23 protein-coding genes are annotated in these 23,812 nt (G+C 58.2%); 4 read left to right on the top strand and 19 right to left on the bottom strand.

Features of this window, described 5'->3' with window-relative positions; genetic code table 11:
• Positions 1 to 211: 211 nt before the first annotated feature.
• On the bottom strand, positions 212 to 1,318 hold the full coding sequence (asd, locus tag ENTCL_RS01540) for an aspartate-semialdehyde dehydrogenase (protein ID WP_013364364.1): 1,107 nt from the start codon (positions 1,316 to 1,318) through the stop codon (positions 212 to 214).
• Between the two features lie 211 nt (positions 1,319 to 1,529).
• Between asd and ENTCL_RS01535 the strand changes: the two genes are divergently transcribed.
• Positions 1,530 to 2,123, top strand: a complete 594-nt coding sequence (locus ENTCL_RS01535) for a YhgN family NAAT transporter (RefSeq protein ID WP_013364363.1) — start codon at positions 1,530 to 1,532, stop codon at positions 2,121 to 2,123.
• Between the two features lie 37 nt (positions 2,124 to 2,160).
• Here ENTCL_RS01535 and gntU read toward each other — a convergent pair whose 3' ends face one another.
• The 5 genes from gntU to ENTCL_RS01510 form a co-directional block, all read right to left on the bottom strand.
• Positions 2,161 to 3,501: a gluconate transporter gene (gene gntU / locus ENTCL_RS01530; protein ID WP_013364362.1), complete on the bottom strand. Its 1,341-nt coding sequence runs from the start codon at positions 3,499 to 3,501 to the stop codon at positions 2,161 to 2,163.
• On the bottom strand, positions 3,498 to 4,031 hold the full coding sequence (gntK, locus tag ENTCL_RS01525) for a gluconokinase (protein ID WP_013364361.1): 534 nt from the start codon (positions 4,029 to 4,031) through the stop codon (positions 3,498 to 3,500). Before gntK ends, gntU begins: the two co-directional genes overlap by 4 nt.
• Before the next feature lie 126 nt (positions 4,032 to 4,157).
• Complete coding sequence (gntR, locus tag ENTCL_RS01520) at positions 4,158 to 5,153, bottom strand: gluconate operon transcriptional repressor GntR (RefSeq protein WP_013364360.1); 996 nt, start codon at positions 5,151 to 5,153, stop codon at positions 4,158 to 4,160.
• Positions 5,154 to 5,256: 103 nt separating this feature from the next.
• Entirely contained in the window at positions 5,257 to 5,952 is a 696-nt protein-coding gene (locus ENTCL_RS01515) for a pirin family protein (RefSeq protein WP_013364359.1), read from the bottom strand.
• A 122-nt stretch (positions 5,953 to 6,074) separates the two neighbouring features.
• Positions 6,075 to 7,112 carry an oxidoreductase gene (locus ENTCL_RS01510; RefSeq protein ID WP_013364358.1) on the bottom strand — a complete coding sequence of 346 codons (1,038 nt, stop codon included), beginning with the start codon at positions 7,110 to 7,112 and terminating at the stop codon, positions 6,075 to 6,077.
• Positions 7,113 to 7,505: 393 nt separating this feature from the next.
• Between ENTCL_RS01510 and yhhY the strand changes: the two genes are divergently transcribed.
• Positions 7,506 to 8,000 carry an N-acetyltransferase gene (gene yhhY / locus ENTCL_RS01505; protein ID WP_013364357.1) on the top strand — a complete coding sequence of 165 codons (495 nt, stop codon included), beginning with the start codon at positions 7,506 to 7,508 and terminating at the stop codon, positions 7,998 to 8,000.
• Between the two features lie 48 nt (positions 8,001 to 8,048).
• Here yhhY and ggt read toward each other — a convergent pair whose 3' ends face one another.
• Entirely contained in the window at positions 8,049 to 9,800 is a 1,752-nt protein-coding gene (gene ggt, locus ENTCL_RS01500; RefSeq protein WP_013364356.1) for a gamma-glutamyltransferase, read from the bottom strand.
• 123 nt (positions 9,801 to 9,923) lie between these two features.
• On the opposite strand from ggt, the gene ENTCL_RS01495 reads away from it, so the two are divergent.
• Entirely contained in the window at positions 9,924 to 10,265 is a 342-nt protein-coding gene (locus ENTCL_RS01495; protein ID WP_013364355.1) for a DUF2756 family protein, read from the top strand.
• A 28-nt stretch (positions 10,266 to 10,293) separates the two neighbouring features.
• Here the strand turns inward: ENTCL_RS01495 and ugpQ are convergent, their stop codons facing one another.
• The 10 genes from ugpQ to livK form a co-directional block, all read right to left on the bottom strand.
• Positions 10,294 to 11,034 carry a glycerophosphodiester phosphodiesterase gene (ugpQ, locus tag ENTCL_RS01490; RefSeq protein ID WP_013364354.1) on the bottom strand — a complete coding sequence of 247 codons (741 nt, stop codon included), beginning with the start codon at positions 11,032 to 11,034 and terminating at the stop codon, positions 10,294 to 10,296.
• Positions 11,031 to 12,104: a sn-glycerol-3-phosphate import ATP-binding protein UgpC gene (locus tag ENTCL_RS01485; protein ID WP_013364353.1), complete on the bottom strand. Its 1,074-nt coding sequence runs from the start codon at positions 12,102 to 12,104 to the stop codon at positions 11,031 to 11,033. The genes ugpQ and ENTCL_RS01485 overlap by 4 nt, the downstream gene beginning before the upstream one ends.
• A gap of 1 nt (position 12,105) precedes the next feature.
• Positions 12,106 to 12,951 (bottom strand): sn-glycerol-3-phosphate ABC transporter permease UgpE, encoded by an 846-nt coding sequence (gene ugpE / locus ENTCL_RS01480; protein ID WP_013364352.1) that lies wholly within the window; start codon positions 12,949 to 12,951, stop codon positions 12,106 to 12,108.
• Complete coding sequence (gene ugpA / locus ENTCL_RS01475) at positions 12,948 to 13,835, bottom strand: sn-glycerol-3-phosphate ABC transporter permease UgpA (RefSeq protein ID WP_013364351.1); 888 nt, start codon at positions 13,833 to 13,835, stop codon at positions 12,948 to 12,950. The genes ugpE and ugpA overlap by 4 nt, the downstream gene beginning before the upstream one ends.
• Before the next feature lie 105 nt (positions 13,836 to 13,940).
• Complete coding sequence (ugpB, locus tag ENTCL_RS01470) at positions 13,941 to 15,257, bottom strand: sn-glycerol-3-phosphate ABC transporter substrate-binding protein UgpB (RefSeq protein ID WP_013364350.1); 1,317 nt, start codon at positions 15,255 to 15,257, stop codon at positions 13,941 to 13,943.
• A 266-nt stretch (positions 15,258 to 15,523) separates the two neighbouring features.
• On the bottom strand, positions 15,524 to 16,237 hold the full coding sequence (gene livF, locus ENTCL_RS01465) for a high-affinity branched-chain amino acid ABC transporter ATP-binding protein LivF (protein ID WP_013364349.1): 714 nt from the start codon (positions 16,235 to 16,237) through the stop codon (positions 15,524 to 15,526).
• A 1-nt stretch (position 16,238) separates the two neighbouring features.
• A complete protein-coding gene (gene livG / locus ENTCL_RS01460; RefSeq protein ID WP_013364348.1) occupies positions 16,239 to 17,006 on the bottom strand; it encodes a high-affinity branched-chain amino acid ABC transporter ATP-binding protein LivG in 768 nt (255 codons plus the stop codon).
• Positions 17,003 to 18,280: a high-affinity branched-chain amino acid ABC transporter permease LivM gene (locus ENTCL_RS01455; protein WP_013364347.1), complete on the bottom strand. Its 1,278-nt coding sequence runs from the start codon at positions 18,278 to 18,280 to the stop codon at positions 17,003 to 17,005. Before ENTCL_RS01455 ends, livG begins: the two co-directional genes overlap by 4 nt.
• A complete protein-coding gene (gene livH, locus ENTCL_RS01450) occupies positions 18,277 to 19,203 on the bottom strand; it encodes a high-affinity branched-chain amino acid ABC transporter permease LivH (protein WP_013364346.1) in 927 nt (308 codons plus the stop codon). The genes ENTCL_RS01455 and livH overlap by 4 nt, the downstream gene beginning before the upstream one ends.
• Before the next feature lie 50 nt (positions 19,204 to 19,253).
• Positions 19,254 to 20,363 carry a high-affinity branched-chain amino acid ABC transporter substrate-binding protein LivK gene (livK, locus tag ENTCL_RS01445; RefSeq protein ID WP_013364345.1) on the bottom strand — a complete coding sequence of 370 codons (1,110 nt, stop codon included), beginning with the start codon at positions 20,361 to 20,363 and terminating at the stop codon, positions 19,254 to 19,256.
• A gap of 419 nt (positions 20,364 to 20,782) precedes the next feature.
• Between livK and panM the strand changes: the two genes are divergently transcribed.
• The gene (gene panM, locus ENTCL_RS01440; RefSeq protein ID WP_013364344.1) at positions 20,783 to 21,166 is read left to right on the top strand and encodes an aspartate 1-decarboxylase autocleavage activator PanM; all 384 of its coding nucleotides are present in this window, start codon (positions 20,783 to 20,785) and stop codon (positions 21,164 to 21,166) included.
• Between the two features lie 50 nt (positions 21,167 to 21,216).
• Here the strand turns inward: panM and ENTCL_RS01435 are convergent, their stop codons facing one another.
• Together ENTCL_RS01435 and ENTCL_RS01430 are read right to left on the bottom strand one after the other, a co-directional pair.
• Positions 21,217 to 22,320, bottom strand: a complete 1,104-nt coding sequence (locus ENTCL_RS01435; RefSeq protein ID WP_157865522.1) for a branched-chain amino acid ABC transporter substrate-binding protein — start codon at positions 22,318 to 22,320, stop codon at positions 21,217 to 21,219.
• Between the two features lie 205 nt (positions 22,321 to 22,525).
• Positions 22,526 to 23,791, bottom strand: a complete 1,266-nt coding sequence (locus tag ENTCL_RS01430; RefSeq protein ID WP_013364342.1) for a 4-aminobutyrate--2-oxoglutarate transaminase — start codon at positions 23,789 to 23,791, stop codon at positions 22,526 to 22,528.
• Between the last annotated feature and the right edge of the window lie 21 nt (positions 23,792 to 23,812).

Below are 23,812 nucleotides of genomic sequence, written 5' to 3'. Positions count from 1 at the left end.
CTACGGCGACATTTTTTTTGACCTGACGGTGCAATACATTACGTTGCTTTTGCACCATCCCACCTTCAGGGAAAACGCTCCCTTAAAGCATAGCCAAGACGCTATCTGACTCCTGGTAAAAATTTAGGCATACGTATTTACTCCTTGTACTACGTATAAAGTTGCAGACATAAAAAAGGGGTGACAGCGCACCCCTTTTTACAGTTTTCTTTTACGCGAGCTGCCGCAGTATGCGGCGCAGCGGCTCGGCGGCGCCCCACAGCAGCTGGTCGCCGACCGTAAAGGCGGAGAGATACTCCGGCCCCATATTCAGCTTACGCAGACGGCCTACCGGCGTCGTCAGGGTGCCGGTCACCGCGGCCGGGGTCAGCTCGCGCATGGTGATTTCGCGATCGTTAGGCACCACTTTCGCCCACGGGTTGTGCGCCGCCAGCAGCTCTTCCACCGTCGGAATCGACACATCTTTTTTCAGTTTGATGGTAAACGCCTGGCTGTGGCAGCGCAGCGCGCCGATGCGAACGCACAGGCCATCCACCGGGATGGTTTTCCGGGTGGCGAGAATTTTGTTGGTTTCCGCCTGGCCCTTCCACTCTTCGCGGCTCTGGCCGTTGTCGAGCTGCTTGTCGATCCACGGAATCAGGCTACCGGCCAGCGGTACGCCGAAGTTATCGGTCGGCAGAGCGCCGCTGCGGGTAAGCTGGGTCACTTTGCGCTCAATATCCAGAATCGCCGAGGCCGGGTTCGCCAGCTCGTCCGCCACGTGATGCTGTAGCTGGCCCATCTGGCTCAGCAGCTCGCGCATGTGGCGCGCGCCGCCGCCGGATGCCGCCTGATAGGTGGCGACCGAAACCCACTCCACCAGGTCATGGGCAAACAGGCCGCCGAGGGACATCAGCATCAGGCTGACGGTGCAGTTGCCGCCCACGAAGGTTTTGACGCCGCTGTTTAAGCCGTCGGTGATGACGTGCTGGTTGACCGGGTCAAGAATAATGATGGCGTCATCTTTCATGCGCAGCGAGGAGGCCGCGTCAATCCAGTACCCCTGCCATCCGCTTTCACGCAGCTTTGGATAAATTTCGTTGGTATAATCGCCGCCCTGGCAGGTGACAATAATGTCGAGCGCCTTCAGCGCGTCAAGATCGAAAGCATCCTGAAGCGTTCCACCGGTGGTTGTGCCAAACGCAGGCGCAGCCTGACCATGTTGAGACGTGGAAAAGAAGACCGGGCGGATAGCGTCGAAGTCGCGCTCTTCTACCATGCGTTGCATGAGTACGGAGCCGACCATACCGCGCCAACCGATAAAACCAACATTTTTCATAGCGTGTTTTCCTGCAGAGGTGTGTGCTGTTTGTTCTGAACCCATTTATTCAGATTGATACTGGGATATCCCTCACATTACAAAAAGCAGCCAAAGTCGCAAGTGAAAATAATCAATGATGCGTAATCATTAAGTAAAGCAACTTATTTATATTTCAGTTATGCCCGCCAGGCATAGCAAAAATCCGGGCAATTATCAGGGAAATTGAGTGATGAGTGAAATCCTTTCCGCGGCCGTTTTGTTGATCCTGATTATGGATCCATTAGGAAACTTACCGATTTTTATGTCGGTGCTGAAACACACGGAACCCAGGCGCCGCAGGGCGATCATGATACGTGAGCTATTCATCGCACTTCTGATAATGCTGATTTTCCTCTTCGCCGGAGAGAAGATTCTGGCGTTTCTGAACCTCAGCGCGGAGACGGTTTCCATCTCCGGAGGCATTATTTTATTTTTGATCGCCATAAAGATGATTTTTCCCGGCGCCGAGGGCAGCAGCAGCGGATTGCCCGCCGGTGACGAACCCTTCATCGTGCCGCTGGCGATCCCGCTGGTCGCCGGGCCGTCGCTGCTGGCGACGCTGATGCTGCTGTCGCACCAGTATCCGAACCAGATGGGGCATCTGGTCATCGCGCTGATGCTGGCCTGGGGCGGTACGGTGGTGATTTTACTGCAGTCGACGCTGTTCTTGCGCCTGCTGGGCGAGAAAGGGGTGAACGCGCTGGAGCGCCTGATGGGACTGATTCTGGTGATGATGGCGACCCAGATGTTCCTCGACGGCGTGCGGGTGTGGATGAAGGGATAAGTCAGGCCCGGCGGTAGTCCGCCGCCGGGCAAAACGCTTAGCTCAGCAGCGTAAAGGCAATCATCCCGACCACCGCGCCGGTGGTGCCCAGAATGGTTTCCATCAGCGTCCAGGTTTTCAGGGTTTGCGCTTCGGTCGCGCCGGTGAATTTGCCGTACAGCCAGAAGCCCGCGTCGTTGACGTGGCTGACCACGATAGAGCCGCCCGCGATGCAAATCGACAGCGCCGCCAGCTGCGCGCCGCTGAAGTGCAGCTGCTCAATCACCGGCATCACCAGCCCCACCGCCGTCAGGCAGGCCACTGTCGCCGAGCCCTGAATAATGCGCACCGCCGCGGCAAGGACAAAGCAGGTAATCGCAATCGGCAGCCCCATGCCGGTCAACGCTTCGCCCAGCGCCGGGCCGACGCCGGAGTCCACCAGCACCTGCTTGAACACGCCGCCTGCGCCGATCACCAGCAGGATGATGCCCGCCGGCTGCAGCGCGTGACCGCAGATTTCCATGACCTTATCTTTCGCCATGCCCTGACGCATCGCCAGGCCGTAAATCGCGACCAGGCATGCCACCAGAATGGCGGTAAACGGATGGCCGATAAACTCGAACCACTCGTACGCAGTAGAGCCCGGCGCCACGAAGCGGGCGGCGATAGTTTTCAGCCCCACCAGCACCAGCGGCAGCAGGATCAGCGCCAGGCTGAAGCCGAAGGACGGCATTTTGCCTTCGCCAAGGTGCGGCTCGGTGACGTCGTCAGGAATATGCAGCTCAACGTAGCGGCCGATAAAGTTGCCGAACAGCGGCCCGGCGATCAGCATGCCCGGAATCGCCGCGCACAGACCAATCAGGATCATCCAGCCGAAATCGGCGTGCATCTGGGACGCCAGCAGCATCGGCGCCGGTCCCGGCAGCAGAAACGCCGCGGCGGCGGCTACACCCGCAAACAGCGGGATCACCAGCTTCACGAGGTTCGTGCCGGTATGGCGCGCCATGGAGAACGCCACGCTAATCAGCAGCACGATCGCCACTTCGAAAAACAGCGGCAGCGCGCAAATCAGCCCCGCCAGACCAATGGCGTAATGCGCCCGGCTGTGGCCGAAGGATTTGAGCATTTTGACCGCTATCTGGTCGACGGCGCCGGTTTCATGAAGAATTTTGCCAAACATCGCCCCCAGCGCGACCACGATCGCGAGAAAACCCAGGGTGCCGCCCATCCCTTTTTCCATGGTTGCCGCAATCTTATCGAGCGGCATACCGGAAAAGAGTCCTGCGCCAATAGATACCACCATTAAAGCGACGAAGGCGTGCATACGCGCCTTCATCACTAAAAACAGCAGCAGCAACACCGAGCCGACTGCCGTTAAAACCAGCGTTAATGTACTCACTCTTTACGGCCCTGGTTGATCAGCGCAATGGTGCTGGCGACGACGCCGTCCAGCGGCTGATCGATATCGACAATCAGCACATCTTTCTCATCCGCGCCCGGCTCCTGCAGCGTTTCAAACTGGGTCACCAGCATCTGCGTTTTGAAGAAATGGCCTTTACGCGCCTTCAGACGGTTTTCAATCACCGAGAAGTCGCCTTTCATGTAGATGAAAGAGAGGTTGGGGTTCCCTTCGCGCAGGAGGTCGCGATAGGATTTTTTCAGCGCGGAACAGACGATAAGCGACACCTTATTCGTACGCTGCATAGCAAAAGCCGCATCGTTCAGCGCCTGCAGCCACGGCTTGCGATCGTCGTCATTCAGCGGTTCGCCGGAGGACATTTTGACAATATTGCGGCGCGGGTGAAGGAAGTCGCCATCGAGAAACGCGGCATTCAGTTGATGCGCCACTTCGCTGGCAACGGCTGATTTCCCGCTGCCGGATACGCCCATCAGGACGTAAACGTGGTTATCGTGGTTTGTCGTGCTCAAAGCAGGCCCCTCAGTCAATTGTTACGGGTAACAGTTATCGGTAACATTGTCCTGCCGGGGCTATAGAGAAGCAATATCCAAACGCGTGTGAAATGAATATGTGTGATCTACTTCAAACTTGTCAGACTAAATAGATCCGCCTGGTGACAAGGTGAAACCTAAATCTAACATTTTTGGCGTAACGGTTTCGCCACGGATGCGCGCCAGCAGGCGTTCTGCGCCAATGCGCCCCATCCGCTCACGCGGCGTCAGCACGCTGGCTAGCCGCGGCTCCATCACCTGACCGATATCGTGGCCGTGGAAACCGGCGATCGCCATATCGCCCGGAATGCTCAAACCCAGGCGCTGACATTCGAACGCCGCGCCGACCGCCAGGTCATCGTTGGTACAAAAGATACCGTCAAGTTGCGGATACTCCCGCCGCGCCTGGCGCATCAGTTCAATACCCGATGAGTAAGAAGAGGACTGCTCCACCATCACGCTATAAGGCACCAGACCCGAGTCGCGCATCGCCTGCTCATAGCCCTGCTGTTTCATGATAGTACGTTCGTCAAGACGCGCGCCAAGATAGGCGATATGACGATGACCGCGGGCGATAATGGCGGCGGTCATCTGTCGCGCCGCCTCAAAGTTATCGAAGCCGACGGCGATATCAAGGCACGGCGACCGGCTGTCCATCAACTCCACCACCGGAATTCCCGCCACCTCAATCATTTTGCGGGTGCGGGCGGTATGGGTACGTTCCGACAGAATAAGCCCGTCGATATTCCACGACAGCATCGACTCCAGCCGATCCTCTTCCATTTCCGGCTTATAGCCGTAGTGGGCCAGCATCGCCTGATAGCCGTACGCATCGGTGACGCTTTCGATGCCCTTGAGCACCTCTGCGAACACCTGGTTGGTGAGCGAGGGAAGCAGGACGCCAATCGCGCGGCTGGTGGCGTTGGAGAGAATATCGGGCGCGCGGTTGGGGATATAACCCAGTTCATCAAGAGCGGCGGCTATCTTGCCACGCAACGCCACGGAAACCTGTTCCGGGTTACGTAAAAACCGGCTGACCGTCATTTTGGTCACGCCGACGCGATCGGCCACATCCTGAAGTACGGGTCTTTTCTTTTTCATCGTCCTGACTGTGATAAACGGGGAGACATTCTTTCAGTTTATCACGGACAAAGCCCAACCTTCCCCTGTCAAAAAGGAAGGTTGGGTATTTATTTATGAATTATCAGACCGGCGGCAGGTCGAACAGCAGAATTTCGCTGTCGCTGTCGGCGTGCACCGAAATCGCCTGATCGTCCCAGATGGCCAGGCCATCGCTGGTGGTCGCTTTCGTGCCGTTGATGGACACGTTGCCTTTCACGACCTGGATCCACACCCGGCGGTCAGCGGCAATCTGATGCACCGACTGCTCGTCTTTCGCCAGCGCCCAGCGGTACAGCTCCATATCCTGGTACACCTTCAGCGAACCGTCGCGGGCATCCGGCGAGAGCACCAGCTGTTTGCCCTGGGCGGCGTCGAAGCGGCGCTGCTCGTAGCGCGGCGTAATGCCGTTTTCCTGCGGAATGATCCAAATCTGGTACAGGTGCAGACGCGCGGTGTCGCTCGGGTTGTACTCAGAGTGACGAATACCGGTACCGGCGCTCATAATCTGGAACTCGCCCGCAGGCACCTGCTCTTTGTTGCCCATGCTGTCCTGGTGCTCTACCGCGCCTTCCAGCACATAGGTCAGAATTTCCATGTCCTTGTGCGGGTGGGTGCCGAAACCCTGGCCTGCCTCAATCACGTCATCGTTGATCACCCGCAGCGCCGAGAACCCCATAAAGTTCGGGTCATAGTAGTTGGCGAAAGAGAAGGTATGCCAGGAGTCCAGCCAGCCGTGGTTCGCGTGACCGCGTTCGTTTGCTTTGCGTAAGTAGATCATGATGTTCACCCCGTGTTCGTTTCGATGGATGTAGTGTGGACCCGAACCGCTCAGGATGATAGTGGGTGAAAATTGACTCCTCTGTTCAAAAAATATGAATAAGAACAGAGGAGCTTACTGCACTACTTTGACAGGCCTATCGTCGCCGGAGACGGCTGTTCGAAACCGCGCTGGAGGATCTCAAGATTGGTGAGAACGTCAGATTCCTTGACGTAATTTGGCGCGCCGTTAACCAGCGTCTCGTACAGCGCATCATAGACCCGGCCATAGTCGCCGGTCTCCGGCACCATCTCTTCGCGCACGCTCACCCCGTCGACATTCACATACTCAAGCACGCCGACGGAATCGTCCACCGCAAACCCCGGCTCGCCCGGCATGATGTTCGCCTTGAGGCTGGTTTCCTGCTGGTCGATACCGTATTTCACAAACGAGCCTTTGGTCCCGTGCACGATAAATTTCGGGTACTCGATTTTCACCAGGTGGCTGGTTTTGACGATGGCCTTCAGATTGCCGTAGAACAGCTGCGCTTCGAAGGTGTCGTCCGGATTCGCCCTGTTGCGCAGGCTGCGGATGTCATAGGCGACGTGGTCCGGGCGGCCAAACAGCGAGATGATTTGATCGAGGGTATGCACGCCAAGACCGTAGAACGCGCCGTCCTGCGGCAGGCCAGGTTTGCTTTCCGCCACCGGGCGGTAGTAGTCAAAATGGCTCTCTATTTCGACGATATCGCCAAGCTTACCGCTCTCAATGGCTTTTTTGGCGGTCAGGAAGCAGGAGTCAAAGCGGCGGTTTTGATACGGCGTGACCGTCAAACCCTTGCTTTGCGCCAGCTCGAACAGCACTTTCGCCTCGGTGAGCGTCGGAGTGAACGGCTTCTCGACCAGCACGTTTTTACCCGCCTCCAGCGCGCGGCGGGCGTAGTCAAAATGGCTGTCGGCGTGGGTGCAGACGATGACCAGTTTGACCTGCGGGTCGTCCAGCACCTCGTACAGGTCGCTGGTGAAATGAATATGGGAGTACTGCGGATGCTGCTCCTCCGGCTTCGCGTGACGGCGGAAAATATGCGCCACATGCCAGCGGTCCCGGCGGTTAAGAACGTAAGGAAGATGATAGCGGGTGGTACTTTTACCGAACCCGATAAATGCGCAGTGCAGAGTCATGATTCAGTCCTTTTTCAGTGGTCTGAAGATACCTTAGCGCAAATGCGGGCTGATATCTGCCGTCGGTGGCGCAGCCAGTTTGTTCACGGAAAGCGCACAGCCACCGGAGCGTACTCCGCGTACGTGAGGATGGCGAGCACTTCCCGGGGACAAAATGGCAAGTAAACCAGGCTGAAAAAAAAGCCAGCGCGAGGCTGGCTATAAAAATAATACTGGAAGCAATGTGAGCAATGTCGTGCTTTCAGGTTCTCCGCAAGGGTCTCCCTGAACGCGAGTTAATAATAATCATTATCATTCGCACCTGTCTACTACTTTTTGCAAAAAATGTGTATTGACGGCATTTCGCTTCTCGGTGATGTTAAAAGGGACAACTAACCGAAAAGGAGATGAGGAATGAGTGACATAGTGATACGCCACGTCGAAGCCAGCGATGCAGATGCCTTACGTCAGATTAATGCTCACCACGATGTGTATCACTCCACGCTACAAATTCCTCATCCTTCAATGGACATGTGGCATGAAAGGGTCATGCGCAAGCCCGGAAGACGGCAGCTAGTCGCATGCATTGATTCCAACGTGGTCGGGCATCTGGTGCTGGATGTCATGGAGAACCCTCGTCGTAGCCACGTCGCAACCTTTGGTATTGGCATTGCGGCAGATGTGCAAAATCAGGGCGTGGGCAGCGCGCTGATGCGAGAAATGATTAATCTTTGCGACAACTGGCTGCGCATCGAGCGCATCGAACTGACGGTGTTTACCGATAACGCTACCGGAATCGCTTTGTATCGCAAGTTCGGTTTCGAAATCGAAGGCACCGGCAAACAGTTTGCCCTGCGCGACGGTGAGTACGTGGACGCGTACTACATGGCGCGGGTGAAACCGCATTAACTGAACTTGCCGGACGGCGCGGACGCCTGTCCGGCAATCAGCCAGGAATCAATACCCCGCCGTTAAGTCATCCACCGAGCGCGGATCGGACGCGCCGTACAGCATGCCGTCCGGCCCTGCCATAATGCTTTGCGTGCTGCCCATCGCCTCTTTCACCACCACGTTCTGCCCCTTCTGCTCGAGCAGTTTTACCGTGTCCGGGCTAAAGCCCTTCTCCACGCGCAGCTCGTCCGGCAGCCACTGATGATGGAAGCGCGGCGCATTGGTCGCTTCCGCTACGTTCATCCCAAAATCGATGGTGTTCACCACCATTTGCAGCACGGTGGTGATGATACGGCTGCCGCCAGGGCTGCCGGTCACCAGCCAGGTTTTCCCGTCCTTGACCACAATCGTCGGCGACATCGACGACAGCGGACGCTTTTTCGGCCCCACGGCGTTAGCATCACCGCCGACAAGTCCGTAAACGTTCGGCACCCCCGGCTTCGCCGAGAAGTCGTCCATCTCGTTATTCAGCAGAATGCCGCTGTTGCCCGCCACGATGCCGGTACCGAAGGTGGTGTTCAGCGTGTAGGTGACCGCCACCGCATTGCCGTCTTTATCCACCACGGAAAAATGGGTGGTCTGGTTGCTCTCATACGGCGCCAGTTTTCCCGGACGGATCTGGTTTGAGGGTTTCGCTTTGTTGAGGTCTATCTCCGCGGCTATCGCCTTTGCATACGCCTTGTTGGTCAGCGCCTGCCACGGCACCTTGACGAAATCCGGGTCGCCCAGGTACTCAGAACGATCGGCATAGGCATGTTTTTCCGCCTCGGCCATGATCTGCATGGCGTCCGCACTGCCGAAGCCGTACTGCTTCATGTCGAAGTTTTCCAGAATATTGAGGATCTCCACGATGTGGATCCCACCGGAGGACGGCGGCGGCATGGAGTAGACCTCATAGCCGCGGTACTGACCGCTGATGGGCGTCCGCTCGACTGCCTTATAACCGGCCAGGTCCTCTTTAGTGATAAGCCCGCCGTTTTTCTGCATCTCGGCGGCTATCTCATCGGCAATCGGCCCTTTATAGAACGCGTCGGGCCCGTTTTCCGCGATAAGCTCCAGGCTTTTCGCCAGATTCGCCTGCACCAGCCGGTCGCCCTTTTTCAGCGGCTCGCCGTTTTTCCAGAAGATGGCTTTGCTGTTGTCATGTTGAGGTATCACCTCGCTGCCGTAGATTTTCAGGTCGTCGGCCAGCGCATCGTTCACGACAAAGCCCTCTTTGGCGAGCGTCATCGCCGGGCGAATCACCTTGTTCAGCGGCAGCGTGCCGTATTTCTCCAGCGCCAGCGAGAAGCCGGCCACCGTCCCCGGCGTCCCGGAGGCCAGATGCGAGGTCAGCGACTTTTTGCTGTCAGGGTTGCCCTGAGCGTCGAGGAACATATCGCGGCTGGCCTGTGCCGGCGCCATTTCGCGAAAATCGATCGCCGTGGTTTTGCCGTCTTTGGTGCGCAGCAGCATAAAGCCGCCGCCGCCCAGGTTTCCGGCCTGCGGGTGGGTCACCGCCAGCGCGAAGCCAACCGCCACGGCGGCATCCACCGCATTACCGCCCTGCTTCAGGATATCGACGCCAACCTGGGTCGCCATCGCATCGACAGAAGCGACCATCCCATGCGCGGCGCGAACCGGGTGAAAGACGTCCTCTTCAACGCCGTAGGAGACCGGTGGCGCTGCGGGCGGCGGCGTGTTGGCCGCCACGCTGAACGTTCCGCCAGCCATTAATGCCGCAATGGCGACCCACCGCCAGAATCTTGGTTTCATCATTGTTATTCTCCAGGTGAAAGGGGTTATGCTCCCGCTTAATCCTGGTTCACAACGCTTAAAAAATCATCGTGCTGGGTGAAAGCGGGGTAAACTTAAAGAAGACCTCACAAGGGGGAAAGGGAAATGAAACGACTTTTACTGCTTGCGGCGTTACTGCCGTTTACCGTCCTCGCGCAGCCGCTGAACGTGACCAACAATCCGAATCAGCCGGGATATATCATCCCCAGCCAGCAGCGGATGCAAAATCAGATGCAAAGTCAGCAGATTCAACAACAAGGGATGCTGAATCAGCAGGTGCAAAACCAGTCGCAGATGCAGCAGCAGCGTCTGCAGTCGCAGCTGAACAACAATCAGCAGCGGGTGATTGACCTGCAGCCGGGCCAGCAGATGTTGCCTAACAGCAACGGCGGAATGCTCAACGGCGGCGGCTCCAGCGGCCAGCAGCACATGCTGCCGCAAAATTAGACGGCCGCCGGGCGGCGGCCGGAAGGGATCAGGCCTGGAAATCCGGGCCGATGACGTCAATCGCATCAGTACAAATGCAGTCGACTCCCCAGCGCAGCAGCTCTGCCGCCCGCTGGGGCGCGTTGACGGTATAGACGAGAATATGCAGACCCGCGTCCTTCAGCAGACGCACCCGGGCCTCATCGAGCAGCGCGTGGTTCAGGTGAATCGACACGCAGCCCAGCCGCGCGGTGAGTTCGCGCCAGTCATCCCGCCATTCGTCCAGCAGCAGACCGCGCGGCAGCTCCGGTACAGCCTGCTGCGCCGCCTCAAGGGCGTCGATTTCAAATGACGACAGCAGCGGCGCCGTCATCCCCTGCCACAGCTCACGGGCAGCCAGCGCAATCATTTTGCCGGTCAGCGGCCCTGTGCCGGTGGTAGGTTTGATTTCGATATTAGCCATCATGCCGTGCTCGCGGCAGCGCCCGGCCACCTGCGAAAGCAGCGGCAGCGGTTCGCCTTTGAACTCGCCGCTGTACCAGCTTCCGGCGTCGACCTTCAGCAAATCGTCCCACACCAGCTCCCCGGCAATGCCCCAGCCGTTGCTGGTGCGCTCAAGGCTGTCGTCATGCAGCAGGAAAATCTGCCCGTCCTTCGACAGCTTGGCGTCAAACTCAATCATCGTGTGGCCGTAATGCGCCCCCACGTCGATCGCCGCCAGGGTATTTTCCGGCGCGCGTTTGCCGCCGCCGCGATGGGCGACGATACGGGGATAAGGCCAGTTGCTCATAGTCGTAGTCCTGTTTCACCCTCAAAGAGGTGCAGATGATTCCCCGGCAGGTGCAGCCACAGCGTGCTGCCCGCCTGCGGGCGATGCTGATGCGGTAAGCGTACCACCAGTTTCTGTGAACCCCAGCGGCCATGCGCCAGGTTATCCGCCCCTAAAATTTCCAGCGTCTCCACCGCCATCGGTACGCCACCGTCCGCCTGCGAGCTTAGCGCAATATGCTCCGGGCGGATACCCAGCGTCATTTTGCGCCCGGCATAGCTGCGATATTGCCCGTTCAGCGGCAGCGCCATTCCGCTATCGATCTCAAAATGGGTGCCCGATGCGCTGATGTTGCCATCAAGCAGGTTCATGGCCGGACTGCCGATGAAGCTGGCGACAAAACGGGTGGCCGGCTTCTCATACACCTCCACCGGCGTGCCGACCTGCTCGGCAATGCCCTTGTTCATCACCATCACCCGCTGGGCGAGGGTCATGGCCTCCACCTGATCGTGGGTGACGTACAGGCTGGTGGTGTTCAGACGACGGTGCAGCTGCTGCAGCTCAAGGCGCATCTGCACGCGCAGCTTGGCGTCGAGGTTTGACAGCGGCTCATCAAACAGGAATACCGCCGGGTCGCGTACGATGGCGCGGCCCATCGCCACGCGCTGGCGCTGGCCGCCGGACAGCTCGCGCGGACGACGCTTAAGCAGGTGTTCAAGTTCGAGGATCCGCGCCGCGTCCTGCACGCGCCCGGCGATATGCGCCTTGCCCATGCCGCGAATTTTTAACCCCCACGCCATGTTTTCTTCCACGCTCATATGGGGATAGAGCGCATAGTTCTGAAAGACCATCGCAATACCGCGCTCTTTCGGCTCAAGCTCGGTCACGCGCTGATTATCAATCCAGATATCGCCGCTGCTGACGCGCTCAAGACCCGCCACCATGCGCAGCAGCGTCGATTTACCGCAGCCGGACGGCCCGACCATCACAATGAATTCGCCGTCGGCGATGTCCACCGTCAGCGGCTGGATCACCTGCGTTTTGCCGCCGTCCCAGCTTTTGGTTACTGCCTGTAATTTCAAACCTGCCATCTTATTTCTCACTGTCCACTAAACCACGCACGAACGCGCGCTGCATGGCTAAAACAATCATGACCGGCGGGATGAGCGTGAGCAACATCGCCGCCATCACCTGGTTCCATTGGGTGGTGCCTTCGCCAGTGGCAATCATGCCTTTGATGCCCGCCACCGCCGTGCCTAAATCGACATTGGTCACGATAAGCAGCGGCCACAGATACTGGTTCCAGCCGTAGATAAAGGTGATAACAAACAGCGCCGCCAGGTTGGTTTTCGACAGCGGCAGCACGATATCGCGAAAAAAACGCATCGGCGATGCGCCGTCGATACGCGCCGCCTCCATCAGTTCATCCGGCAGGGTCATAAAGAACTGCCGGAACAGGAAGGTCGCCGTGGCGGAGGCCATCAGCGGCAGCGTCAACCCGGTATAGCTGTCGAGCAGCCTCAGGTTAGCGATGACCTCCACCGTCGGGAAAATACGCACCTCGACCGGCAGCATCAGGGTGATAAAAATCATCCAGAAGAACAGGTTGCGCAGCGGAAAACGAAACCAGACGATGGCGAACGCCGACAGCATCGACACGGCGATTTTGCCCACCGTGATGGTAAAAGCCATGATGAAGCTGTTGAGCAACATCAGCCAGAACGGCGCGCTGTTCACGCCCACGCCCTGCAGCCAGATGGTTGTCATGTTTTCCAGCAGATGCCCGCCTGGCATGAGCGTCATCGGCGTTTCGAAGACGGCTTTGTTATCCAGGGTCGCCGCCACAAAGGCGACGTACAGCGGAAACAGGATCACCGCAATCCCCAGAATCAACATAGTGTGGCTAAACCAGGTCAGCCCGCGACGATTCTCAATCATTGATAACGCACCTTACTTTCCACATAGCGGAACTGCACCACCGTCAGCACAATCACCAACGCCATCAGCACCACCGATTGCGCCGCGGAGGAGGAGAGATCCAGCCCGGCGAACCCTTCACGGTAGATTTTGTAGATAAGCGTGGTCGTGGCCTGTACCGGGCCGCCCGCCGTCGCGGCGTCGATCACCGGGAAGGTATCGAAGAAGGCGTACACCAGGTTCACCACCAGCAGGAAAAAGCTCACCGGCGCTATCAGCGGCAGCGAAATCGTAAAGAAGCGGCGCACCGGCCCGGCGCCGTCAATCGCGGCGGCCTCCATCAGCGAACGCGGGATCGACTGCAGCGCGGCGAAGAAAAACAGGAAGTTATAGCTAATCTGCTTCCACACCGACGCGAATACCACCAGGAACATCGCCTGGCCGCTGTTTTGCGCGTGGTTCCAGTAGTAGCCCATGCCTTCCAGCCAGTGCGTGACCAGACCGCGTCCCGGGTTAAACAGGAAGATCCACAGCACGGCGGCCACCGCCGGGGCGACGGCGTACGGCAGCAGCATCAGCGTCTGGTAAACGCGTCTGCCGCGCACGACATAATCCACCAGCGCGGCGAAAAACAGCGAGACCAGAAGCCCGCTGAACGTCACGAGGCTGCTGAACTTGATGGTGGTCCAGAAGGCGTCCAGATAGTAGCTGTCGCGAAACAGCGTGGTGAAATTATCCAGGCCGACAAAATGGCTGGAAAGCCCAAACGGATCGACGCTTTGTACCGAGTACCACAGCGCCTCGCCTGCGGGCCAGATAAAGAAAATGACGGTGATGACCAGCTGCGGCGCGACCAGAAGATAGGGCAGCCAGCGGGATCGGAACACCGGACGGGATGAAGACATTGAGGTTTGGTTCCTGAACAATGCCGGGTGCGGCTACGCCCAACCCGGCCTACATGTGGCACATCGTAGGCCCGGTAAGCGCAGCGCCACCGGGCAAGTCACAAATTACGATTTAGTGGACTGCTCAAAGCGACGCAGCAGCTGGTTACCACGCTCGACGGCCGCGTCCAGCGCCTGCTGCGGAGTTTTCTTGCCGGTCCAAACGCTTTCCAGCTCCTCGTCCACAATGGTGCGAATCTGCGGCATATTGCCCAGACGCAGGCCTTTGGTGAACGGCAACGGCGGCTTGTTCAGCATCTGACGCGTCGCAATATCGGCGCCCGGATTCTTATCATAGAAGCCCTGCTTACGGGTCAGGTCATAGGCGGCGGTAGTGATCGGCAGATAGCCGGTCTTCTGGTGCCATTCGGCCGCGATTTCCGGTTTAGCCAGGAAGTCGAGGAACTCGGCGACGCCTTTATAGGTGTCTTTATCCTTGCCCTGCATCACCCACAGGCTCGCCCCGCCGATGATGGCGTTCTGCGGCGCGCCTTTCACCTCGGCGTCGTAAGGCATCATCCCCACGCCATAGTTGAACTTCGCGTACTGACGGATATCCGCCAGCGAGCCGGAAGAGGCCGTGGTAATGGCGCAATCGCCGTTGTAGAACTTCTCGGTGGATTCGTCTTTACGCCCGAAGTAGCTGAAATCGCCCTTCTTGTTCAGATCGGCAAGCATCGCGATGTGCTTCACCTGCTCCGGCTTGTTGAACTCCAGTACCGCGTCGGTGCCGTCGAAACCGTTGTTTTTGGTCGCGAACGGCAGGCCGTGCCAGGCGCTAAAGTTTTCCAGTTGGATCCAGCCCTGCCAGCCGCTGGCGTAGCCGCACTTCATGCCCGCGGCTTTCAGCTTCGCGGTATAAGAAGCCAGATCCTGCCAGGTTTTCGGCGGCTGCTCAGGGTCAAGACCCGCCTTTTTGAAGGCGTCTTTGTTGTAGTACAGCACCGGCGTGGAGCTGTTGAACGGCTGAGACAGCAGATGGCCGGTCTTCGAGTCGGTGTAGTACCCGGCAACCGTCGGCACAAACCGGGACTCGTCAAACTTGATGCCGGCATCGTTAAAGACTTCGTATACCGGTTTAATCGCCTTCGAGGCCATCATGGTTGCCGTGCCGACTTCATACACCTGCAGCAGGGCAGGCGCGTTGCCGGTACGGAAAGCGGCAATCCCGGCGGCCAGGCTCTGCTCGTAGTTGCCTTTGTAGACCGGGACGATTTTGTAATCCGGATGGGTTTCATTGAAACGTTGCGCCAGGGAGTCAACCTCTTTACCCAGCTCGCCTTCCATGGAATGCCAGAACGGTATTGTCGTGGCAGCCATTGCCTGACTGGCGAAGGCCAGACCCAGCGTCACTGCCAAAGCTGTATGTCGTAACGATGTCATTCGGATATCTCTCTTGTTGTGCCGGATGCGCGAAATCACGCGTTTTATGCTCGCGAGGTAACATGACATGCGCGAATGACAGAAAAATAACCTTTTAATTACAGAACGATGACAAAAAAACGGCAAAGGGATGATGGTTGTGTGAAGGGGTTTGGGGTAAGGAGTTGCCTGATGCCCTCACCCCAGCCCTCTCCCACGGGGAGAGGGAGAAAAGCGATCGGTTCCCTCTCCCCGTGGGAGAGGGTTAGGGTGAGGGGGAAACGCGATTAACCGCCTAAATACGCGCTACGCACCGCTTCGTTGGCCAGAAGCGCGTCGCCGGTATCCTCCAGCACCACGTGACCGTTTTCCAGCACGTAGCCGCGATCGGCAAGCTTCAGCGCCTGGTTGGCGTTTTGCTCCACCAGGAAGATGGTCATCCCTTCTTTACGCAGTTGCTCAATCGTGTCGAAAATCTGCTGAATGATGATTGGCGCCAGCCCAAGCGACGGCTCATCCAGCAGCAGCAGCCGGGGCTGGCTCATCAGCGCGCGGCCGATGGCCAGCATCTGCTGCTCGCCGCCGGACATGGTGCCTGCACGCTGAATACGGCGCTCCCACAGGCGCGGGAACAGCTCGTAGACCCACTTGATGCGCTGCTGGTACTGGGCGCGGTCGGTAAAAAAGCCGCCCATCGCCAGGTTCTCCTCCACCGTCATCCGGGAAAATACGCGGCGCCCTTCCGGGACGATAGCCACCGCTTCACGCATGATGCGGGCGGTCTGCCAGTCGGTAATATCTTTATCATCAAAGACAATACGTCCGCTGCTGGCGCGCGGGTCGCCGCACAGCGTGCCGAGCAGCGTCGTTTTCCCGGCGCCGTTAGCGCCGATAAGCGTGACGATTTCGCCCTGCTTGATGTGCAGACTGACCTCGTGCAGCGCCTGAATCTTGCCATAGTGGGCGCTGACCTTGTCAAAAGACAACATGACTTTTTCCATCTTATGCCTCACCCAGGTAAGCGCGAATGACGTCCGGGTTGTTGCGGATCTGTTCCGGCGTGCCGTTTGCCAGCGGCGTCCCCTGGTTCACCACGTAAATACGGTCGGAGATGCCCATCACCAGCTTCATATCATGCTCGATAAGCAGAATGGTGGTGTTGTGATGGGTACGCAGCTCGACGATCAGTTCGTCCAGCTCTTTGGTCTCTTTCGGGTTAAGCCCTGCCGCAGGCTCATCGAGCATCAGGATCTCCGGCTGCGTCACCATGCAGCGGGCAATCTCCAGGCGGCGCTGATCGCCGTAGGCCAGGTTACCGGCCTGGCGGTTGGCGTGCCCCAGCAGGCCGATACGCTCAAGCCAGGCCGCCGCGCGGTCAAGCGCGTCGTTCTGCGCTTTGCGAAACGACGGCGTCTTCAGCAGGCCGGAGAACACCCCGGTTTTCAGCTGCTGGTGCTGCGCCACCAGCAGGTTTTCAATCACCGTCATTTCACGAAACAGGCGCACGTGCTGGAAGGTACGCACCACGCCCATCTGGGCGATTTTCTGCCCCGGCAGCCCTTCCAGATGCTGGTCGCGCAGCATAATGGTGCCGCCCGTCGGCTTATAAAAACCGGTCAGGCAGTTAAAAACCGTCGTCTTTCCGGCGCCGTTTGGCCCGATAAGGGAAACAATCTCCTGCGGGCGCAGCTCCAGCGACACGTTATTGACCGCCAGCAGGCCGCCAAAGCGCATCATCAGACCGCTCACGGATAATAATGGCTGACTCATGCCTGCTCTCCTTTGGTCTGCCCGTTTTTAAGCTTCAGTTGCACACGGGTCATCGGCAGCAAGCCTTGCGGACGCCAGATCATCATCAGCACCATCAAACCACCCAGCATTAGCATGCTGTACTCGTTCAGATCGCGCATCAGCTCGCGCGATACCACCAGCAGAATCGCCGCGAGGATCACCGCAAACTGCGAGCCCATACCGCCCAGCACCACAATCGCCAGCACGAACGCCGATTCGGCGAAGGTGAACGACTCCGGGCTGACGAAGCCCTGGCGCGCCGCAAACAGCGTACCGGCGAACCCGGCGAACGCCGCGCTGATGGTAAAGGCGGTCAGCTTGATGCGCGTCGGGCTCAGACCCAGCGAGCGGCAGGCAATCTCATCTTCACGCAGCGCTTCCCACGCGCGTCCCAGCGGCATGCGCAGCAGGCGGTTAATCACGAACAGGGTCGCCACGACCAGCAGCAGCGCCACCAGGTAGAGGAACACCACGCGGTCGTTCGGATCGTACTTGACGTTAAAGAAGTTGCTGAAGGTGTCCCAGCCGCCTTCGCGGGCGGTACGGCTGAACTCCAGGCCGAACAGCGTCGGTTTCGGGATCTGGCTGATGCCGTTCGGGCCGCCGGTCACTTCGGTATTGTTAAGCAGCAGGATACGAACAATCTCGCCAAAGCCGAGGGTGACAATCGCCAGATAGTCGCCGCGCAGGCGCAGCACCGGGAAGCCCAGCAGAAAACCCGCCGCCGCAGAGACCAGCCCGGCCAGCGGCAGGCAGGTCCAGAAGCCGAGACCGTAGTAGTGGTTCAGCAGCGCAAAGGTGTACGCGCCGATGGCGTAAAAGCCGCCGTAGCCCAGCACCAGCAGGCCGGAAAGGCCAACCACGACGTTCAGGCCAAGACCGAGAATGATGTAGATCATGGTCATGGTGGCGATATCCACCGCCCCGCGCGACACCATAAACGGCCACGCCACGGCAATCACCAGCAGGGCAATCAGGAACAGCTTCTGCTTAACGGTAGAACCGTCGATCGCCGGCAGAATAAACTTCGGCCCGGACACGCTTTTCAGGCCCTTCTGAAACAACGGGCGCAGCATCTGGAAGAAAAAGACCACGGCGGTGCCGATAAAGATCCACTGCCAGCGGATATCCGCCGCCTTCGCCACCACCAGTTTGGTGCCGTCCAGCTCAAGCTGAACGCCCATAAAGACGCCCGCCAGCACGAAGAACATGGCGGCAGAGAGCAGCGCCATTGCAAAATGCATCGGTTTCATACTTTCTCTACCTCCGGACGACCCAGGATGCCGGTCGGCATCACCAGCAGCACCACAATCAGCAGGGCGAAGGCCACGACGTCTTTATATTCGGTGCTCAGGTAGGCGGAGGAGAGCGCTTCGGCGATACCCAGCACCAGGCCGCCGATCATCGCGCCAGGAATACTGCCGATACCGCCGAGAACCGCCGCGGTGAAGGCTTTCATCCCGGCCATAAAGCCGATGTAAGGGTTAATCACCCCGTAGAACTGACCGAGCAGCACGCCCGCTACCGCCGCCATTGCCGCGCCGATAACAAACGTCAGCGCGATGACGCGGTCTGTGTTGATGCCGAGCAGACTCGCCATTTTCAGATCTTCCGCGCAGGCGCGGCAGGCGCGCCCCATACGGGAGTAGCGAATGAACAGCGTCAGCGCCAGCATCGCGATAAAGGTAACGACCCAGATAACCAGCTGCATGGTGGTGATGCTGGCCGAGAAGCTATCGCTGCTGCCCACCACCCACTGGCCGTTAAACAGGCTCGGCAGGGCGATGTCGCGCGACCCTTCCGTCAGGCTGACGTAGTTTTGCAGGAAGATAGACATGCCGATCGCCGAGATCAGCGCGATCAGGCGCTTGGAGCTACGCACCGGCCGGTATGCCACCCGCTCAATGCTCCAGCCGTAGGCGCTGGCGATAACGATAGCGCCAATAAAGCCTGCCGCCACCAGCAGCCAGCTGGTATCAATGCCCATCATCATCAGCGCGGCGATGATCATGAACGAGACATAGCTGCCTATCATGTAAACCTCGCCGTGGGCGAAGTTAATCATGCCGATAATGCCGTAGACCATGGTGTAGCCGATGGCGATCAGCGCATAGGTGCTTCCCAGCGTGACGCCGTTAAACATCTGCTGCAGAAAATAGAGGAACTGCTCTGACATAAGGTAACCTTTCTAAACCCGCCCGGACTCGCCGGGCGGTGGGATAATGGTTATTTGGCGACCGTGGAAGACCCATCGGCGTGCCACTGGAAGACACCAAACTCAAATCCCTTCAGATCGCCTTTCTCATCCCAGTTCAGCGGCCCAATCACGGTTTTCGCGCCGTGCGCTTTCAGATCGTTAATTAACGCCAGCGGCTCCTGGTTGCCGGTACGGTCCATTGCCGTCGCCAGCGACTGTACCGCCGCATAGGTGATCCACACGTACGGACCGCTCGGATCTTTCTTCTGCGCTTTCAGCTCGGCAACGATAGCGCTGTTGGCCGGATCCTGGTCATAGCGTTTCGGCATGGTGACCAGCATGCCTTCCGCCGCGTCGCCCGCAATGTTCGACAGCGAGGCGTTGCCCACGCCTTCCGGCCCCATAAACTGGGTTTTCAGACCCACGGCGCGCGCCTGGCGCAGCATCTGGCCCATTTCCGGGTAGTAGCCGCCGTAGTAAACGAAATCGATATTTTCTTTCTGCAGGCGGGCAATCAGCGCAGAGAAATCTTTTTCTCCGGCGGTGATGCCGTCGAAGAACACCACGTTCGCGCCGCCCTTCTTCAGGCCATCCTGCACGGAGCGCGCCAGGCCTTCGCCGTACTGCTGCTTGTCATGAATAATAGCAATACGCTGCGGCTTCACTTTCTCAAGGATGTATTTCGCGGCGGTCGGCCCCTGGGAAGAGTCGAGGCCCGCGGTGCGCATGATGTGCTGATAGCCGCGCTGGGTCAGCTCAGGGTTCGTCGCCCCCGGGGTAATCATCAGAATGCCTTCGTCTTCATAGATATCGGACGCCGGCTGCGTGGAAGAAGAGCACAGATGGCCGATAACGTATTTGATGCCGTCGTTAACCACTTTGTTGGCCACCGCCACCGCCTGCTTCGGGTCGCAGGCGTCGTCATATTCCACGGCGACCAGCTTATCTCCCTTGATGCCGCCGCTGGCGTTAATGTCCTTAATCGCCTGACGCGCGCCGTTGAACTCCATGTCGCCCCACTGCGCGACCGGGCCGGACATCGCCCCGATCACGGCGACCTTAATCTCTTTCGCCATAGCCGTGTGCGACATCGCCAGTGCGATCATCCCCGCGACCAGTGTCTTCGCGTTGCGTTTCATGTCAAATCCCCACTCGTGATGTGTCGTAAAAATATTGTTTTTATTTGGTTAAAAAGCATTCTGTACTTTTAATGAACAACGCTATTTTTACCAGTCTCTTTAATGATTTAGCGAGGCTTTTAGCGAAAACAAAGGCTAAAATCTCTATTTTTCAGTCTATTAAGCAAAGATAATATTCTGTATTCAAGCAGAGATAAACAAAAAAAAGTCCAGTTTTCAGCATAAAATAAGGGCATAAAGAGCCGAATAAATCACTACCCATTAGGTTAAAATTCTGCTTAATTTTCGATCCATGACGCATTGCTCTGCGGCGAAGAAAGGGGGAAAACGAATCCCCTGGGATCGCGAGCAAAAAGAGAAACGCGTAAGACGTGAAATTGGGTACACTTTGGATAAATTTTTTTTCGGGATAGCTTCACATGAAACTGACGATCATCAGGCTGAACACCTTTAGCGAACAGGACCGCATCGATCTGGGTAAGATCTGGCCGGAATACAGCGCCTCGTCGCTGAAGGTGGACGAAACGCACCGGATCTACGCGGCGCGCTTTAATGAACGCCTGCTCGGCGCGGTGCGCGTTACCCTGCGCGGCCGCCAGGGCGCGCTCGACTCCCTGCGGGTGCGCGACATCACCCGTCGCCGCGGCGTTGGGCAATACCTGCTCGAAGAAGTGCTTGCGGATAATCCGGAGATTAGCGACTGGTGGATGGCGGATGTTGGCGTGGAGGACCGCGCGACCATGGCCGCCTTTATGCAGGCGCTGGGGTTTGCGGACCAGGCGGATGGTTGGGTGAAGCGCTAGCGGTCCCCCCTCGCCCCGGCGCTTTCAGGCCAGGGCGAGGGTCATCAATGTTATTTAGCGTCTGTCGCCGTACCGTTGGCATGCCATGTGAACACGCCAAACTCAAAGCCCTTCAGGTCGCCCTTCTGGTCCCAGGAGAGCGGGCCCATTACGGTATCAACGCTGTTGGCTTTCAGCCACTCGGCAATCTTCGCCGGGTCATTGCTCTGGTTCAGGCCCGCTGACAGCGACTGCAGCGCCGCATAGGTGGTCCAGACGAACGCGCCGCTTGGATCCTGTTTCTTGGCTTTGATCGCCTCTACGATAGGTTTGTTCGCCGGAACCTGGTCATAGTTCTTCGGCTTGGTCACCAGCATCCCTTCAGCAGAATCACCGGCGATGTTAGACAGCGATACGTTCGCCACCCCTTCCGGGCCCATAAACTGGGTTTTCAGACCCGCCGCGCGGGACTGGCGCAGGATCTGCCCCATTTCCGGGTGATAGCCGCCGTAGTAAACGAAATCGATATTCTCTTTCTTCAGGCGCGCCACCAGGGTAGAGAAATCTTTTTCACCCGCGGTGATACCGTCAAAGAACACCACGTTGGCGTTGCCCTTTTTCAGCGCGTCCTGTACCGCGCGCGCCAGGCCTTCGCCGTACTGCTGCTTGTCATGAACAATGGCGATACGCTTCGGTTTCACCGTATTCAGGATATATTTTGCCGCGGTCGGGCCCTGGTCAGAGTCCAGGCCGGTGGTGCGCAGGATAAGCTTATAGCCGCGCGCGGTCAGCTCCGGCGCGGTCGCTGCCGGGGTGATCATCAGAATGCCTTCGTCTTCATAGATGTCGGACGCCGGCTGCGTGGAAGAGGAGCACAGGTGGCCGATAACGTATTTGATGCCGTCGTTAACCACTTTGTTAGCCACCGCAACCGCCTGTTTCGGGTCGCAGGCGTCATCATATTTTACGATCTGCAGCTTATTACCTTTGATGCCGCCCTTGGCGTTAATATCGGCAACCGCCTGCTCAGCCCCTGTGAACTCCTGGTCACCGTACTGCGCAACCGGACCGGACATCGCACCGACGACGGCAACTTTAATATCTTCAGCCCATGCCGCATGACTCATCGCCAGCGCGATACATCCTGCCAGTAACGCTTTACCCTTCATTTTCATCCTGAGATTCCCCATTGTTATGGTTATTGCGTTTGTTGTGATGTTGTTTTTTAGCGCTTTATTTCAGTTTATGGTCTGCCAATCGCGCTTTTTCAGCATACTCTGCTAAAACATACCCCATTTTTCAGAATTTGGAACGAGAAATTTGACGATTCTGTAACAGAAAAAAGACGAAAAAAAAGCCGCTCCTGAGAGCGGCCCGCCATTAGCGGCTGAGGGAGTGTCGAATAATGTCCAGCGCCTTGCGGAACTGGGCTTCAGGGATGGTCAGAGGGTAAAGGAAGCGGATAACGTTGCCGTAGACGCCGCAGCTCAGCAGCAGCAGACCTTGTTGCAGCGCTTTATCCTGGAACTGTTTGGTAAATTCCGGCGACGGTTCGCCGCTGTGCGGGTCGTTGAACTCCACGGCCACCATGGAGCCCTGCGCGCGGACGTCGGCGATATACGGACAATCGGCCTTCGCGTTGTTCAGCACTTCCACCAGATGGTGGCCCAGCTCGGCGGAACGGGCGCACAGCTTCTCTTCGTCGATGACGTCCAGCACCGCATGCGCCGCGGCGATCGCCAGCGGGTTACCGGCGTAGGTGCCGCCCAGACCGCCTGGCGCCGGGGCGTCCATCACCTCCGCGCGACCGGCGACGGCCGACAGCGGCATACCGCCCGCCAGGCTCTTCGCCATGGTCATCAGGTCCGGCTTGACGTCGTAGTGCTCCATCGCGAACAGCTTACCGGTACGGGCAAAGCCGGTCTGCACTTCGTCAGCGATCAGCAGAATGCCGTGGGTGTCGCAAATCTTACGCAGCCCCTGCATGAAATCGGCTGGCGCCACGTTAAAGCCGCCCTCTCCTTGCACCGGCTCAAGGATAATGGCCGCCACCTGATCCGGGGCGATGTCGGCTTTGAAAATACGCTCAAGGCTTTTCAGCGCATCGGCGGTGCTGACGCCGTGCAGCGGGTTCGGGTACTGCCCGTGGAACACCGAGCCCGGGAACGGCCCGAAGCCAATCTTGTACGGCGCCACTTTGCCGGTCAGCGCCATGGTCATAAAGGTACGGCCGTGGAAGCCGCCGCCGAAGGTAATCAGCCCCGGACGTTTAGTGTAGAAGCGGGCAATCTTCACGGCGTTTTCCACCGCTTCCGCGCCGGTGGTGAAGAACGCGGTCTTCGCCGGACCGTTGACCGGAACGCGGGCGTTAATACGCTCGGCCAGCGACACATAGCTTTCGTAAGGAACAATCTGATAGGCCGTATGGGTAAAGGCGCGCAGCTGTTTTTCAACCGCCGCGACCACCTTCGGGTGGCGGTGGCCGGTGTTGAGCACGGCGATACCGGCCGCGAAATCGGTGACCTCGTTGCCGTCCGTATCCCACAGGGTGGCGTTTTCCGCTTTTTCGGCATAGAACCCGCACATGACGCCAATCCCACGCGGCGTCGCCTGCAGGCGGCGCTGATTCAGTTCGTTATTTTTCATCGACCTTACCCCATTTATTGA

It is taken from the genome of [Enterobacter] lignolyticus SCF1, assembly GCF_000164865.1.
GTDB classification, from domain to species: Bacteria; Pseudomonadota; Gammaproteobacteria; order Enterobacterales; family Enterobacteriaceae; genus Enterobacter_B; species Enterobacter_B lignolyticus.
This window is presented reverse-complemented; position numbering and strand designations above follow the sequence as displayed.

What these genes read in the sequence shown, in the direction of transcription:
- asd (WP_013364364.1), bottom strand. Translation starts at nt 1,318, where the DNA reads ATGAAAAATGTTGGTTTTATCGGTTGGCGCGGTATGGTCGGCTCCGTA.
- ENTCL_RS01535 (WP_013364363.1), top strand. Translation starts at nt 1,530, where the DNA reads ATGAGTGAAATCCTTTCCGCGGCCGTTTTGTTGATCCTGATTATGGAT.
- gntR (WP_013364360.1), bottom strand. Translation starts at nt 5,153, where the DNA reads ATGAAAAAGAAAAGACCCGTACTTCAGGATGTGGCCGATCGCGTCGGC.
- ENTCL_RS01515 (WP_013364359.1), bottom strand. Translation starts at nt 5,952, where the DNA reads ATGATCTACTTACGCAAAGCAAACGAACGCGGTCACGCGAACCACGGC.
- ENTCL_RS01510 (WP_013364358.1), bottom strand. Translation starts at nt 7,112, where the DNA reads ATGACTCTGCACTGCGCATTTATCGGGTTCGGTAAAAGTACCACCCGC.
- yhhY (WP_013364357.1), top strand. Translation starts at nt 7,506, where the DNA reads ATGAGTGACATAGTGATACGCCACGTCGAAGCCAGCGATGCAGATGCC.
- ggt (WP_013364356.1), bottom strand. Translation starts at nt 9,800, where the DNA reads ATGATGAAACCAAGATTCTGGCGGTGGGTCGCCATTGCGGCATTAATG.
- ENTCL_RS01495 (WP_013364355.1), top strand. Translation starts at nt 9,924, where the DNA reads ATGAAACGACTTTTACTGCTTGCGGCGTTACTGCCGTTTACCGTCCTC.
- ugpQ (WP_013364354.1), bottom strand. Translation starts at nt 11,034, where the DNA reads ATGAGCAACTGGCCTTATCCCCGTATCGTCGCCCATCGCGGCGGCGGC.
- ENTCL_RS01485 (WP_013364353.1), bottom strand. Translation starts at nt 12,104, where the DNA reads ATGGCAGGTTTGAAATTACAGGCAGTAACCAAAAGCTGGGACGGCGGC.
- ugpE (WP_013364352.1), bottom strand. Translation starts at nt 12,951, where the DNA reads ATGATTGAGAATCGTCGCGGGCTGACCTGGTTTAGCCACACTATGTTG.
- ugpA (WP_013364351.1), bottom strand. Translation starts at nt 13,835, where the DNA reads ATGTCTTCATCCCGTCCGGTGTTCCGATCCCGCTGGCTGCCCTATCTT.
- ugpB (WP_013364350.1), bottom strand. Translation starts at nt 15,257, where the DNA reads ATGACATCGTTACGACATACAGCTTTGGCAGTGACGCTGGGTCTGGCC.
- livF (WP_013364349.1), bottom strand. Translation starts at nt 16,237, where the DNA reads ATGGAAAAAGTCATGTTGTCTTTTGACAAGGTCAGCGCCCACTATGGC.
- livG (WP_013364348.1), bottom strand. Translation starts at nt 17,006, where the DNA reads ATGAGTCAGCCATTATTATCCGTGAGCGGTCTGATGATGCGCTTTGGC.
- ENTCL_RS01455 (WP_013364347.1), bottom strand. Translation starts at nt 18,280, where the DNA reads ATGAAACCGATGCATTTTGCAATGGCGCTGCTCTCTGCCGCCATGTTC.
- livH (WP_013364346.1), bottom strand. Translation starts at nt 19,203, where the DNA reads ATGTCAGAGCAGTTCCTCTATTTTCTGCAGCAGATGTTTAACGGCGTC.
- livK (WP_013364345.1), bottom strand. Translation starts at nt 20,363, where the DNA reads ATGAAACGCAACGCGAAGACACTGGTCGCGGGGATGATCGCACTGGCG.
- panM (WP_013364344.1), top strand. Translation starts at nt 20,783, where the DNA reads ATGAAACTGACGATCATCAGGCTGAACACCTTTAGCGAACAGGACCGC.
- ENTCL_RS01435 (WP_157865522.1), bottom strand. Translation starts at nt 22,320, where the DNA reads ATGAAAATGAAGGGTAAAGCGTTACTGGCAGGATGTATCGCGCTGGCG.
- ENTCL_RS01430 (WP_013364342.1), bottom strand. Translation starts at nt 23,791, where the DNA reads ATGAAAAATAACGAACTGAATCAGCGCCGCCTGCAGGCGACGCCGCGT.